Consider the following 13,686-nt stretch of genomic DNA (forward strand, 5'->3'; position numbering starts at 1 on the left):
ATTCGCTCCTTAACGTGAAAGCGTATCGACAATGCCGACAACGGCGAGGTCGATGGCCTCGTTTGGCCCGGAAAAAACGTGCCTGGCGCTGGAGCCGCCGCTGAGCAGAACCAGCTCGCCGATCCCCGCGCCGACGGAATCGACGGCGACTTCATCGCCGGAGGTGGGGGAGGCGGGGAGTTCGCCATCGGCGCTGACCCGCCGCACCAGCAGCAGCTTTTTGCCGATCAGGGAAGGCGATTTTTGCGTGGAGACAACCGCGCCCGTGACTCGTGCCAGATGCATGATTTACTCCTGCTTAATGAATTGAATATGCCGCGCCTGTGCCGCTTCGCGCGCCAGCGCGGTCACGATGCATTTGCGGTGGATAACCAGACGCCCCTGGCCCAGCTGCGCGACGTCGCGATAGCTCAGCACTGAACCTGCATGCAGGATCAGCGGCAGTCCGCGCTCGTCGGTGAATATCACCGGCAGGCGCGCCAGTTTTTTGAGCGGGATAACCGGCAGCAGCTGGCTGTGCAGGGTGAGCTGCACGCGGATGCCGAAAGCCAGCGCCTCGTGAATTTTCCGCGCCGAGGCATCGTCGGTTTCCGCATCAGCAAGCTGAGCCAGCAGCGGCAGGTCAACGAGCAGAATGCGCAGCGAGGCGTGCTGACAGAACAGCGCTGGACAGTCGGCATCACGGAGCTGCGCAACGCTCAACGTCGCCGTGCTATGGGCGCGACGCTGCAGCCGGGAGACGATTTCCTCCACAATGCGCTGCAGAATTTCGCCGTTCATCGCGGGCCTACCAGCCGGGCAAAGGCCTGCGGGTTATCAGCGCCGGCGGCGTTGGCTTCATCGGTATCAATGTGCATTTCGAGACGCATGTCCGGTGAAACGCGAACCGCCACGTTGTTGAAGATCAGCCCGCGCTCGTCGCCTTCAATGGCCACCGAAACCATATCGCCGTGCGAGACCCGCAGGATCAGCGCATCGAGCGGCGACATATGGATATGCCGCTGTGCGACGATAACCCCTGTCGAGAGTTCTAGCTCGCCAAAAGGGCTGACCAGACGGATGCCCGGCGTCCCCTTCAGATCGCCGGACATTCTCAGCGGCGCCGCCACCCCCAGGGTTCTGGCATCGGTACGCGAGATTTCCACCTGACTTACCGAGCGCAGCGGGCCGAGCAGGCGCACATTTTTAAGCTGCCCCTTCGGCCCTACCAGGGTGACGGTTTGCTCCGCAGCGTACTGTCCCGGCTGCAGCAGCGCTTTTTTCTCGCTGATGGGATGACCGGGAAACAGGCGTTCATAATCCGACGCCGACAGGTGGATATGACGATTTGAAACCCCCAGCGGAATGGGCCGCAGACGCATCTCGTCGAGGACTTTACTGACCGTTGATTCGAGAAGCTGTTTATCCATTACGCTTCACCTCGCTTGCCGGGATGAATGCAAAGGGTGCGCGGCTCGCCCTTCTGGCGCGGACATTTTGGATCCAGGCACAGGTTGCAGCTCACCACGCCTTGTTGCTGGAGGGGCTCTTCTGCTGGCGCTTCAGAAACGACATCAGCCGTCTCTGACTCTTCAGGCTCAGGTTCCATGACGGAGGGTGGGGGAGCCTCTGCTGGCAGGATCCCTTCTCCGGGTCTGGCGATGACTTTATGAGCCACCAGACCGTTTCGCTGTTCGGCAAACTGTGCACCGGTGGTGATGGCCGCCTGTACTGAGGCCACATCACCGGTAATTTTAATGACCATCCAGCCTGAACCATTGGTCTTTTCGAGGGCGACCAGCGTGATAGAAGCGGATTTCGCCATGATATCGGCGCAGCTAATAGCCAGTGCCAGACCACAAACTTCAAGTAATCCCAGTGATTGCTTCACGCGGTGCTCCTTATTCGCCATCAATCAGGCTGATTTCGGTAAAATGGCCTCAACGTCGCTGTGCGGACGCGGGATCACGTGGCAGGATTTCACTTCACCCACCACGCTTGCCGCCGCGCTGCCCGCATCCACCGCCGCTTTGACCGCGCCGACATCGCCGCGAACCATGACGGTCACCAGACCCGAGCCAATTTTTTCGTAGCCGACCAGCTGCACGTTGGCCGATTTCACCATGGCATCGGCGGCTTCAATGGCGCCTACTAACCCTTTTGTTTCAACCAGTCCCAGTGCGTTATTCATACTGCTGTTCTCCTGTTGCTTAGCTATTCAGATCCCGGAAAGGGATCCCTTTGACCAGCCGTGCCGCGTTATTACCGGTGTTGCGGTGGGCCTGACTGTCCTGATGATGCATCAGCGTAAAAAGCGGCGCCGATGCGGGTAAATTCTTGTAGTGCACGACCAGCGTATGGCGGTCGCAGGCGATGCCGACCAGCAGCGGCGAGCTGCGCGCCGCCTGCCAGGCGCTGTCCACGACATCCCCGGCCGGGTGATGCTGGAGCAGGAAAGGAATGCCTTCCTCTTCGATACCCAGCAGCACTTCGCGCCACAAGCCGTCGCAGCCGTCGATGGCGGCGATCACAATAGCCGGGGCGCTGTGATTACTGTCCATGTGCAAACTCCTTATGCCAGGAGAGAATCAGCCCGGTAGCTACCGCGTTTCTGGGGCCTTCGCTGCCGCGAATATTTCCTCGCCCGGCCACCAGCCGGTAGTGCGCCAGCGCATCGGTGACCAGCTGAGGGATCTCAAAATCGAGGGACGAGCCGCCCACCAGCACCACGAAGGGGATATCGCGAATGTTGCCGGTCGGGCTGACCTGGCGCAGCGCGCGCAGGGCGTTGGTGACAAAGACGCGCTCTTTGGCGCTGCGGCGAATGGCGCGCACTTTTTCCAGCGCTAAGTCGCCGGGAAGCGGCACCAGTTCGTCCGGTTTCACCACGCAGACGCGGGCGAATACGGCGGGGGGCAGCGGCGTGGAGAAGAACTGCACGCTGCCGTCCTCGTGGCGCAGATGGAACAGACTTTCGACTTTCGCCAGTGGATATTTTTTGATCTCTTCCGCCAGGTAGCGATCCTCCAGCCCCAGCTCGCGGGCAATGATCATCGTCACCATATCGCCAGCTCCGGCGAGGTGAGTGGCGATGATTTCGCCTTTGGGGTTGATGATGGAGGCATCGGTGGAGCCTGCGCCCAGGTCGAGGATCGCCAGCGGACGCGTGGTGCCGGGGGTGGTCAGCGCGCCGAGAATGGCGGCTTCGGCCTCTGCGCCGCCGATCTGTACGTCGATATTGAGCTTCTGCTCGATCTCGCGGGCAATCATCGCCATCTGCAAACGGTCAGATTTCACCATGGAGGCGATGCCCACGGCCTGCTCCAGCGAGAACTCCCCGGCCAGACCGCCGGTGACGCTCACCGGAACCGAGGTGTCAACGGCCAGCAGATCCTGAATGAAAATCTCGCTGCTGGGCTTGTTGGTCAGCTCGGCCATGGTCTGGCGCACGTGTTCCAGCATGCCGCCGATATTGGTCCCCGACTCGCCGGTGACGTTATCGAGTTTGCCGCAGCCGTCGACCGCTTTCATGATGGCTTCGGCTCCGGCGGCGACATCCACGCGCACGCTCCGGCCCTGGGCCAGCAGCTCAATGTTACCGGCGGGTATCGCGCGCGCTTTGACGTCACCGGATGGCGTTTTGACCACCACGGCGGAACGGTTGCCAATCAGCGCTCGCGCCATCGGGACGATGTTTTTCGTCTCCTCGGCGTTGAGGTGGAATACGGTGGCGATGCCGTAGGGGTTAGAGAGCGTTTCGATGACCTTCCCCGGGACGGCGACCTCAATTGCCGCCAGCATCCCCAGCGGAATGCGGTCGATGTACAGCACTTCGTCAACGATCGGCAGCGGTTTTTCCAGCCGGTTGCTGACCAGCACGCCATCGTCACGTTGCAAAATGACGCCGGTAATCTGATATCCGGCGCGCAGGGAAGCGTTAATCACGCTGGCGATATCGGCAAAGTCAAACGCCGACGACACCACCAGGATATAGGGCGCGTCCGCCGGGCGGGTTAACAGCTCCTGCGGCGTAATGGTGATGCCCACGCCAAGCCCCGCGCCGCCGGGCGTTTTCGGGTTATGGCCGATCATGGTTGATTCGGTGATGATGGTTTCGGTAATGGTTTCCATCGCCACATCGCCAATCACCGGCGTGGCTTCGTTAATGCGGATGAGCGAAATATCGCTGACATTGATCCCCGCGCGCTTTGCAACGAGAGCGAGGGCCTCCTGAATGCCGAACACGTTACGCAACGTGCCTTTGATCCCGGTGGTTTCCGCCAGTGCGCTGTGCGTAATCGTCAGCGCGCCAGCCTCATTCAGGGTCGCCAGGGCGACTTCCGTCGATGAGTTGCCGATATCAATGCCAGCTATATATCGCATCACATGCCCCTGTAATTAATCGTCGCCCTTGAGTTTTTTACGCTCGACGTACAGCGTTGCCGCTTCGCGAACGAAAGCGGCGCAGATCTTCGCCTGGTAGCGGCTTTCGAGATCGTCGGCGATCGTCAGCAGCTCCTCTTTCGTCGAGCGATAGGGGCGGAGGGCGTTGTAGATTTCAAGAATGCGATCGTCCGGTACCGCGGTCAGTTCGGCGGCGCGTTCGAAGTTCATCGCCAACCGGTCGCGGCCCGCGTCCCTGGCGATAGAAGCCTGTAAGCGCAGCGTTTCCGGGGTAATACGCATATCCTGGGCGGTGACTTTGTTGCTCAGCACGTTTTCCAGCGTAAAGTCGTCCAGCGTTTTATTGGTGGCGGTTTTCACCCATTCCGGGTGCTTATTCGCCAGCGGGTAGTCGCTGACCTTTGCGCTACGGGGCGCGCCGCCAGCCGCCGGAGCCGCCGTCGGCGCCTCGCCCTGCAGGCTGTTCATGCGGCTTAATACGTCGCGCACCATCGATTCAATTGCGTCGGTATTCATGGAGTTATCCTTTATCAAAGCGCCACGCGCAGTTCTTGCGGGTTTTTGCCCGTCACCACGTACTTGGTCTCTTTAATGTGCAAAATGGCCGATTTCGCCTGGTATTTTGGCCGCGCCATCTGGTCGTTCAGCGTCGGGACCGGCTGCGGCGATTCGCGTTTCGCATAGCGGGCGGCGTTTTTACCAATCTGACGATAGGTTTCCAGCGTCAGCAGCGGCGCCTGCGGGAACAGCTCCAGGTTAGAGAGCGGCGGCAGGCCCTGCTGGTGGATAACGGTGGTGCCTTTTGACTGGATGCCGATAGAGATGCCGGAACCGCTCAGGCGATTGCCTTCAACGGCGACGAAGGCCACGTCGGAGGATTTAAAGCAGCGAATTACGCGCGCTTTAATGCCTTCTTCTTCAATACCGGCAATCACTTCGCGCAAAATGCTCTTATGCGGTATGCCGACGATATTGACGGTCTGCGCCAGGCCGAAAGCCGGGCCGACGGCGATAATCACTTCGTCCTGCTGCGTGCCCTGACGCGCTTCGCCGACTTCCGTCAGGAAGCCGTCGGCAGCAGGCGCGGTTGCCTGCGGCGCAGTCGAGGCCGCCGGCGCATTAAACGAGACCGGTTTATCGCTGCCCTTCATTTCGCTAAGCACTTCTTCAATTATCTGGCGCAGCAATTTTTCATTAATTTCCATTTCTCACCCCTTAATCAATCTCGTTGGGATCAAGAGCGCCAGGGATGTTTTTAATCTCTTCCCAGCGTTCGCCCTGCAGGCGATAGCCCGTTGCCGGACCGGCATAATCGTTAACGTCGTTGACGGCTGATAGCACCTGTCCGTCGCCGACGATGATTGCGGAGGTATGCAGATAGTCCCCGGTCAGCTTGGCTTTCTGGATGTTGAGCATGTCCTGGGCCACGTCGGTGAAGCCGCCCTGCGCCAGCGCTTTCACCACCTCCAGGCCGTTGCGGTTCTTGTTGATGATCTCCTGAGCGAATTTGATGTCTTCGACGATGTTGCGCTCCGGCATATCTTTCGAACCGTGGGCGTAGGTGGCGGCTTCCACTTCTTCATCGGTAATCGGCGGCAGCCCCATTCCGGCAAACACGGCCTGCAGCGCGCGGGCGGCTTTGTTACGGATGGCGATAACATCTTCTTCGCGAACCGGACGCAGACCGCCGTCGACCTTCAGGTCGCGCTGGATAACGTTGTAGTCGTCAAAGTCTTCGGCATCTTCGTTGGAACCGGCGAACATGTTGTCGTAGTTCGGCACCGCGGAATAACCGGAGGAGATAAAGTCGGTACCCGGCAGGAACTGCATCAGCAGACGCGCGGTACGACGCATATCGGAGTGGGTGAAGGTCTGGTCGTTACTGGAGGCGCACTCCAGATCCAGCGACGAACAGATCAGGTTTTCCGCCAGCACCGCGCGAATGCCTGACGGCACCGCAGACGGTACGCCGATGCAGCTTACCGAGCCGTTTTGCAGCCCCTGAACGCCGGCGGCTTTGGTGATGTAGATGCAGCGCGCTTCCAGATACAGCATGGATTTGCCTTCGGCGTAGCCCATCTGCACTTCGGAGCCGGAGCCGGAGGTGAAGCGCATTTTCAGGCCGCGAGAGGCGTAGGAGGAGGCGAGGAAGCCCTTCGACCACGGGGTGTCGTCGCCGTCGGTAAAGACCGGTTCGGTACCATAAACGGAAATGGTTTCGGCGTAGCAGGTGTGGCCCAGCATGCCGAGCTTGAGCTCGGTGGCTTCTTCCAGCGAGCACTGAGTCAGTACGCCCGGGCGGCCTACCTGCGAGCCGACCAGCAGCGCGATGGCGTTAAACGGCGCATAGCGCGCGACTGCAACCGTGGTTTCCTGTTCGTCAAATCCGCGCCATGCCCCTTCGGCGGCGTCGGCGGCAATCTGTACCGGGTTATCTTTGACGTTGGTGACGTGCGCCTGCTGAGACGGGGTGCGGCGGGCGCGCATTTTCTGCATCGCCATCATCATCTCAACGACGTTCATATGCGAAACCACTTCGACAATTTTTGCCGGCGTCATCGCGGTGGTCAGCGGGACGATTTCGCTACGCTTGACGTTCGGATCGCAGAGCATATTGGCCAGTTTGACCGAATCCATCGCCATCACTTCTTCGGCGCGATTCAGGTTGATACCGTAGCGGGCGATAAAGTGGTCGATCAGGTCAAAATCGCTCACCGGTTTCCCGTCCAGCTCGGTCACCGCGCCGTTAACGATTTTTATCGACGGTTTCGGATCGTTCGGGCTTTCCATCGCGATAAAGCCTTCTTCGATCCACTCCTTAACGAAGCCGTCCTGATTCACAGGGCGTTTCGCCAGTGCTTCAAATCTTTTCGATCTCATGAATCAGCCTCGCGGGTATCAGATGTAGGAGGGGCGATCGTTTTTCGGTTCAGCACCGAGGGTCGCAAGGACGGTTTTACCGATTTCGCGCGCGGAGGTGACTGCCTGGCGGACCGCGCCGGAGTCGCCGGAAATCACCAGGATGGCTTCGTTACTGAAGCTGGTGCCGTGCGCCGGAGAGCTATACGCCACGACTTCTACGTTGGCTGACTTCAGGGCGGTATCGGCCATCAGCACGCCAACGGAGGCCGGTGCGCCGACGATAATGCCGCAGGCACGGCCAATCGGCGCGCCGAAGGCTTTTTCCAGGGCGTAGCTGGCGCGGGCGGTGTACTGCAGCTCGATATGTCCGGCTTCATTGCCGTAAACATCGCCAAAGGTGCGGTCGAGCTCTTTCAGGGCGACTTCGATACCGCGCTTAACGTCGGAAACGTCGTTGCCGCCTAAAATAATCAGCGAACCGTGGCCCGCGTCGCCTTTGGTATCGCGCGGAAGCTCAATGCTGACCACTTCGGTGTTGGTGGCTTTCACCGCTTCGTCCGCCGCCATAATGTGCGGGCCTGCGCCGGTGCGGGCGCCGAGAATGCCGATGGAGCGATAGCGTTTTTCAAGCTTCATCGCGTCCAGCAGGGCGGTATCGACGTTGGCGATCACCAGGCCCAGGGTGTCGCCAATGGCGGTCCCGACAAATTCCGTTAAACTGCAGCTTTTTTCTGCCATAGCCGTCTCTCGTATTGGATGGTTTTCAGTAGGGATGGCCTGCTGTTCCGGCGTTGCCACACGGGCAATCACCTGAGCCATGATCTGTTCAACCAGCTCATTGCTGCTCATTGGCTAATTCCCTTCGGTAAGATTTTTTCTACATCGGTGTGAGGGCGTGGGATGACGTGTACGGCTTTCACTTCTCCCACGTTACGTGCGGCGGCGGCACCGGCATCGGTGGCCGCTTTCACCGCGCCAACGTCGCCGCGCACGATGACGGTGACCAGCCCGGAGCCAATCTTTTCATAGCCCACTAACATCACATTGGCTGACTTAACCATTGCATCAGCGGCCTCTATGGCTGCGGTTAAGCCTTTGGTTTCTACCATTCCTAGTGCTTCTTGTTGCATAAAGACCTCGCATGGAGTGTTCCGATAGTGGGGACTATAAGAAGATGCGAGGAAAAAGAATGGCTGACTTCAATGTGATGGTGAAAAAATAGTGGGTATTGGATAATATAAAATTGTCTTTTATTTATTTAAGTGTTTGATGTTAATTAATATTTTTATTTGTGTTGATGTGATTATCTTGTTTTGTATATTCCATATTTACAAATTTGTTCATGACGATTTCAATTTTATCTGCTATGCGCGAGAAACTGATTTGTGATGTTTGTTGGAAAACGATGAGCTGGTTTTAGCAATATTTTTGCATGCCATGGTGGTGGCATAATGGCGAAAGCCGCGCGTGAGCAATGCAATTCTGCGTTATTTAATGACAATAATTTGTTATTGATGCCCGAATTTTCCGGAGGCTGCCGTCAGCAGGTTGCCAACAATTTGCGGACGGGAGTTCATATAGTGGTGCCCGTTGTACTCTACTGCCAGCAGGATGTTGGCTGGTCAGGACACGAACTCTGCTAAGAAGGTGTCATAATGAATGATTCGTTAAAAGCGCAATGTACCGCCGAGTTTTTGGGCACCGGGCTATTTTTGTTTTTCGGCATCGGCTGCCTGAGCGCGTTAAAGGTGGCGGGAGCCAGCCTCGGACTGTGGGAGATATGCATTATCTGGGGGCTGGGGATCTCGCTTGCCGTGTATCTGACTTCGGGGATCTCCGGCGGCCATCTCAACCCGGCGGTGACCGTCGCGTTATGGCTGTTTGCCTGCTTTCCCGGACGAAAAGTTTTCCCCTATATCGTTTCACAGGTTGCCGGCGCCTTTGGCGGCGCGGTGCTGGCCTATGTGCTGTACAGCACGATGTTTACCGAGTTTGAATCCGCCCACCATATCGCGCGCGGCAGCGTAGAGAGCCTGCAGCTGGCGAGTATTTTCAGCACCTACCCGGCGGCATCGCTGAGCATCTGGCATGCGGCGCTGGTTGAAGTGGTGATCACCTCCATGCTGATGGGGATGATTATGGCGCTGACCGACGACGGCAACGGCGTACCGAAAGGGCCGCTGGCCCCGCTGCTGATCGGCCTGCTGGTGGCGGTCATTGGCGCTTCAACCGGGCCGCTGACCGGTTTTGCGATGAATCCGGCGCGTGATTTTGGGCCGAAGCTGTTTACGTGGATGGCGGGTTGGGGCGATATCGCGATGACCGGCGGAAGGGATATACCGTACTTTATTGTGCCGATTATTGCGCCGCTGATCGGCGCCTGTCTCGGCGCGGCCATCTATCGTTATCTGATTGGTAATAATCTACCGTGTAATACCTGTAAATTAGAGGATTAATGCATCCGCTGAAATAGCGAAAAATTTTCATGAACCGGTATCACGAACTGGCTAAAAACGTCTCCCACGGATGGGAGACTTTTGCTATCGTAATATTCTTTTATCGTTGGCGGTAAATGATGATGAAAGGAAGTGAATATTAAAGAAATGTTTTATTTATAACAAAAAATTAACTGAGAGGTTTTATCATGATTTCTGCGAGCACACTGAACTCAGAACTCATTAATAAAATCGCACAGGATTTTGCGCAGGCCACCAGTCTGGCGGTTGTGGTTGTCAATATTCACGGTGATGAAATATCTGAACTGTTTAACTTCACCCCTTTCTGCCAGCTGATGCGCCAGCACCCCCAGCACAGCTCCCGCTGTCGCATGAGCGACCGCTGCGGCGGCCTCGAGGCCTCGAAAACCGATGCGCTCTGTATCTACCGCTGCCACGCCGGGTTAACCGATTTTTCCATTCCGCTGGTTATCGCCGGGCACCTTGTGGGCTTTGTGCTCTGCGGTCAGGTTCGTCTGAGCAACGATATCGAACTGGTGGACATCCTTAACGTGGATGACCGCTGGCAGGACGATCCGGCGCTGGTTCAGGCGTTCCGCGATGTGCCTGAGATGGACTATTCGCGGGTTATCGCCTCTGCGGATCTGCTCAAGCTGATCGTCGAGAATTGCCTGAAAAAACAGCTTAACTTCGTGGTTATCAAGGATAACCCGCCGCAGAACGACCCGGCGCAGAGCAGCCGGGCGGCCTCGCCGCACGATGGCAAAATGAAGAAGGCGCTGCGCTATATCGACGCGCATCTCTCTGATGAACTGCGTCTGGAGGAGGTGGCGGCGCACGTCTATCTCAGCCCGTACTACTTCAGCAAATTGTTTAAAAAATATCAGGGGATCGGCTTTAACGCCTGGGTCAATCAGCAGCGGATGGCGAGCGCAAAAGAACTGCTTTGCCACAGCGACTGGAGCATTGCCAGCATTGCGCGGAATTTAGGTTTTTCGCAAACCAGCTATTTTTGTAAAGTGTTTCGCCAGACCTATCAGGTAACGCCGCAGGCGTTTCGTCAGCAAATTAATGCCGGATCACAAACTGAGTCATTTTAAATGACAATATTTTGCTATTGCCGATTTTTGATATCCCGGAGTATCTTCATCATTATAAAATGAAAAAAACGACAGTAGAGCAATAAATTGTCATAGCGCAACAAAATAATGATATTCGAGGGATAAACTACACCAGTTTTTATTTTTGTGATGGGATAGAGTGTCCGTTAATACGAGACCGATGATTATTCAAAACCGCTTCACTCCGCAGGCGTCATTCTGGCGGGGATAAGGCGGTAAAAGTAAGCTTGAAACATTAACCGCCGATGCAGGGCGCATCGGCGAATAAAACCGACAGGTTCGACACCAGTTTGGTGTCAGGGAAGGGGGTGTCAATCCCCCGCAGCCCCCGCTGCTGTGATGCTGACGACCCCGTAAAAACCACTGATCGTAAGATTGGGAAGGGCGGGCGAGAACGAAGCTAAGCCAGAAGACCTGCCTGCCGGTAACAGACCAACAACTTCGGTGGGAAGTGGGTGGCTTAGCGGTGCGTGGTCGCAGGACCAGGCATGCGCGCAGCTATACTCTGACCACCTGAACAGGACAGGGTATGGCAACCAGGCGTGCGTTCATTCTTGCGGGTACCGGTAGCGGTTGTGGCAAAACCACCGTGACGCTCGGCCTGCTCAGCTTGCTCCAACAGCGCGGTTTGCGGGTGCAACCCTGTAAAGTGGGGCCAGACTATTTAGACACCGCCTGGCACACCGCCATCAGCGGCGTCGCCTCCCGCAATCTCGACAGCTTTATGCTTCCCGCCCCGATACTCAACGCGCTGTTTGCCGACCAGCTGCAGCAGGCCGATATCGCAGTCATTGAAGGGGTTATGGGCCTCTATGACGGCTACGGCACCGACCCCAACTACTGCAGCAGCGCGGCGATGGCCAAACAGCTTGGCTGCCCGGTGATTTTGCTGGTGGATGGCAAAGCGGTCTCGACCTCCATCGCCGCCACGGTGATGGGCTTTCAACATTTTGATCCGGCCCTCAATATCGCCGGCGTGATCGTTAATCGCGTCAACAGCGACACTCACTTCCAGCTGCTGAAAAGCGCCATTGAGCGCTACTGCCAGGCGCCGGTGCTCGGTTATGTGCCGCGCGTGGAAGGCGTGGCGCTGCCCGAGCGGCATCTGGGGCTGGTGACCGCCCGCGAGTCGGTGGTTAATCAACAGGCATGGCGGGATTTTGCCAGCCTGCTGGGGCGCACCCTTGACATCGACCGGCTGCTGTCCCTCAGCGAACTGGCGAACCTGCCGGCCGGCGAGTGGGGGGAGCAGCTTGCCGCCGACGCCGGCGAAGGGCTGACGCTGGCCCTCGCCGACGACGAGGCCTTCAATTTTTATTATCCCGATAACCTGGCGCTGCTGGCCCGCTGCGGCGTGAAGATCGTGCGCTTTAGCCCGCTGCGCGATCGCCAGCTGCCGGCCTGCCAGATGATCTGGCTTGGCGGCGGCTACCCGGAGCTGCACGCGGCCGGCCTGTCTGCCAACCAGGAGATGCTGGCGCAGCTCCGCGCGGCGCACCGGCGCGGGGTGGCGATCTACGCCGAATGCGGCGGCCTGATGTATCTGGGCTCCGCCCTGGAGGTCACCGGCGGCGAGTGCTATGCGATGGCGGATATCATTCCCGGCTACAGCCGGATGGGGACGCGTCTGACCCGGTTCGGCTACTGCGAAGCGCAGGCGCAGCAGCAGACGCTGCTGGCCGCCCCCGGCGAGTGGCTGCGCGGCCATGAATTTCATTACTCCGATTTTACTCCCGCCACCGCCGCCGTGCTGGCCTGCCGTAAACAGCGGGACGGCAAGACGCTTCAGCAGTGGCAGGGAGGATGGCAGTCCGGCAGCGCCTTTGCCAGCTATCTCCATGTCCATTTTGCCCAGCGACCCACCATGCTCAACCACTGGCTGCAGGCGGCAAGGAGGACGCTATGACTCTTCTCGCCTGGTGTGTGGCCTGGATACTCGATGTCGTCATTGGCGATCCGCCGCACTGGCCGCATCCGGTGCGCTGGATAGGTCGTCTGATCAACATCAGCCAGCGCGTGGTGCGGCGCGTCTGCCATAGCGAGCGGACGCTGCGCATCGGCGGCGGAGTGATGTGGCTGGTGGTGACCGGCCTGACGTGGGCTGTGGCCTGGGGCGTACTGGCGCTGGCGCGCGGGATCCACCCCTGGCTGGGATGGCTGGTGGAGGTATGGATGATCTTCACCGTGCTGGCGGGGCGCTGTCTGGCGCAGTCGGCGCGGGACGTCGAGCGACCGCTGCGCGCGGGGGATCTGGCGGAAAGCCGTAGCAAGCTGTCGTGGATTGTCGGGCGCGACACCACACAGCTCCAGCCGCAGCAGATTAACCGCGCGGTGGTGGAAACCGTGGCGGAAAACACCGTCGACGGCATTATCGCGCCGCTCTTCTTCCTGCTGCTGGGCGGCGCGCCGCTGGCCATGGCCTATAAGGCGGTCAACACCCTCGATTCCATGGTCGGCTATAAGCACGAAAAATACCGGGCGATCGGCATGGTCAGCGCCCGTCTTGACGATGTGGCCAACTTCCTTCCCGCCCGGCTGAGCTGGCTGCTGCTTAGCCTCGCCGCTGTGGTATGTCGGGAAGATGGCGCCCGGGCGCTGCGGACGGGCTGGCGCGATCGCTATCAGCACAGCAGTCCTAACTGCGCCTGGCCGGAAGCGACCGTCGCCGGCGCGCTGGGGATCCGCCTTGGCGGCCCGAACGACTACTTCGGCCAGCGCGTTGAAAAACCCTGGATAGGCGACGCCGTCCGCGACATTGCGGTGGACGATATTTCCCGAACCATTCGATTGATGTGGGTGGCGTCAACCCTGGCGCTGGCGCTGTTTATCGGCCTGCGCTACTGGCTGGTCGGCGCGGCCTGAGG

General features: G+C 58.6%; 16 protein-coding genes and 1 riboswitch. Of the genes, 4 read left to right on the forward strand and 12 right to left on the reverse strand.

What is annotated here, in order from left to right; genetic code table 11:
• Window positions 1-9 precede the first annotated feature (9 nt).
• Genes pduN through pduA form a run of 12 tightly spaced genes read right to left on the reverse strand, consistent with a single transcriptional unit; the run spans window position 10 to window position 8,375 of the window.
• Entirely contained in the window at window positions 10-285 is a 276-nt protein-coding gene (pduN, locus tag ACLEXF_RS16870; RefSeq protein ID WP_000549823.1) for a propanediol utilization microcompartment protein PduN, read from the reverse strand.
• 3 nt (window positions 286-288) lie between these two features.
• Window positions 289-780: a microcompartment protein PduM gene (pduM, locus tag ACLEXF_RS16875; RefSeq protein WP_407259606.1), complete on the reverse strand. Its 492-nt coding sequence runs from the start codon at window positions 778-780 to the stop codon at window positions 289-291.
• Window positions 777-1,409: a phosphate propanoyltransferase gene (locus ACLEXF_RS16880; RefSeq protein WP_064150829.1), complete on the reverse strand. Its 633-nt coding sequence runs from the start codon at window positions 1,407-1,409 to the stop codon at window positions 777-779. The genes pduM and ACLEXF_RS16880 overlap by 4 nt, the downstream gene beginning before the upstream one ends.
• Window positions 1,409-1,891 (reverse strand): BMC domain-containing protein, encoded by a 483-nt coding sequence (locus ACLEXF_RS16885; RefSeq protein WP_085955473.1) that lies wholly within the window; start codon window positions 1,889-1,891, stop codon window positions 1,409-1,411. The genes ACLEXF_RS16880 and ACLEXF_RS16885 overlap by 1 nt, the downstream gene beginning before the upstream one ends.
• Before the next feature lie 3 nt (window positions 1,892-1,894).
• Window positions 1,895-2,170: a propanediol utilization microcompartment protein PduJ gene (pduJ, locus tag ACLEXF_RS16890; protein WP_001057755.1), complete on the reverse strand. Its 276-nt coding sequence runs from the start codon at window positions 2,168-2,170 to the stop codon at window positions 1,895-1,897.
• A 19-nt stretch (window positions 2,171-2,189) separates the two neighbouring features.
• Entirely contained in the window at window positions 2,190-2,540 is a 351-nt protein-coding gene (gene pduH, locus ACLEXF_RS16895; protein WP_004205479.1) for a propanediol dehydratase reactivase beta subunit PduH, read from the reverse strand.
• Window positions 2,530-4,362 carry a propanediol dehydratase reactivase alpha subunit PduG gene (gene pduG / locus ACLEXF_RS16900; RefSeq protein WP_108433604.1) on the reverse strand — a complete coding sequence of 611 codons (1,833 nt, stop codon included), beginning with the start codon at window positions 4,360-4,362 and terminating at the stop codon, window positions 2,530-2,532. Before pduG ends, pduH begins: the two co-directional genes overlap by 11 nt.
• Before the next feature lie 15 nt (window positions 4,363-4,377).
• The gene (gene pduE, locus ACLEXF_RS16905; protein WP_064178234.1) at window positions 4,378-4,899 is read right to left on the reverse strand and encodes a propanediol dehydratase small subunit PduE; all 522 of its coding nucleotides are present in this window, start codon (window positions 4,897-4,899) and stop codon (window positions 4,378-4,380) included.
• Between the two features lie 14 nt (window positions 4,900-4,913).
• A complete protein-coding gene (pduD, locus tag ACLEXF_RS16910; protein WP_004205483.1) occupies window positions 4,914-5,588 on the reverse strand; it encodes a propanediol dehydratase medium subunit PduD in 675 nt (224 codons plus the stop codon).
• A gap of 10 nt (window positions 5,589-5,598) precedes the next feature.
• A complete protein-coding gene (pduC, locus tag ACLEXF_RS16915) occupies window positions 5,599-7,263 on the reverse strand; it encodes a propanediol dehydratase large subunit PduC (RefSeq protein WP_004105132.1) in 1,665 nt (554 codons plus the stop codon).
• 18 nt (window positions 7,264-7,281) lie between these two features.
• Window positions 7,282-8,094, reverse strand: a complete 813-nt coding sequence (gene pduB / locus ACLEXF_RS16920; RefSeq protein WP_200982262.1) for a propanediol utilization microcompartment protein PduB — start codon at window positions 8,092-8,094, stop codon at window positions 7,282-7,284.
• Complete coding sequence (pduA, locus tag ACLEXF_RS16925; protein WP_001183618.1) at window positions 8,091-8,375, reverse strand: propanediol utilization microcompartment protein PduA; 285 nt, start codon at window positions 8,373-8,375, stop codon at window positions 8,091-8,093. Before pduA ends, pduB begins: the two co-directional genes overlap by 4 nt.
• 525 nt (window positions 8,376-8,900) lie before the next feature.
• Between pduA and pduF the strand changes: the two genes are divergently transcribed.
• From pduF to cbiB, 4 genes are all read left to right on the forward strand, one after another.
• On the forward strand, window positions 8,901-9,701 hold the full coding sequence (gene pduF, locus ACLEXF_RS16930; protein ID WP_004105118.1) for a propanediol diffusion facilitator PduF: 801 nt from the start codon (window positions 8,901-8,903) through the stop codon (window positions 9,699-9,701).
• A gap of 188 nt (window positions 9,702-9,889) precedes the next feature.
• Window positions 9,890-10,801, forward strand: coding sequence for a transcriptional regulator PocR (pocR, locus tag ACLEXF_RS16935; protein WP_004205486.1), 912 nt, complete (start codon window positions 9,890-9,892; stop codon window positions 10,799-10,801).
• A gap of 279 nt (window positions 10,802-11,080) precedes the next feature.
• Window positions 11,081-11,258: riboswitch (cobalamin riboswitch) on the forward strand.
• 93 nt (window positions 11,259-11,351) lie between these two features.
• The gene (locus tag ACLEXF_RS16940; RefSeq protein WP_407259607.1) at window positions 11,352-12,728 is read left to right on the forward strand and encodes a cobyrinate a,c-diamide synthase; all 1,377 of its coding nucleotides are present in this window, start codon (window positions 11,352-11,354) and stop codon (window positions 12,726-12,728) included.
• The gene (gene cbiB, locus ACLEXF_RS16945; protein WP_004205489.1) at window positions 12,725-13,684 is read left to right on the forward strand and encodes an adenosylcobinamide-phosphate synthase CbiB; all 960 of its coding nucleotides are present in this window, start codon (window positions 12,725-12,727) and stop codon (window positions 13,682-13,684) included. Before ACLEXF_RS16940 ends, cbiB begins: the two co-directional genes overlap by 4 nt.
• Window positions 13,685-13,686: the final 2 nt, after the last annotated feature.

The organism is Klebsiella pneumoniae complex sp. WS1778, from assembly GCF_049472055.1.
In the GTDB taxonomy this organism is placed as follows: Bacteria; Pseudomonadota; Gammaproteobacteria; order Enterobacterales; family Enterobacteriaceae; genus Klebsiella; species Klebsiella quasipneumoniae.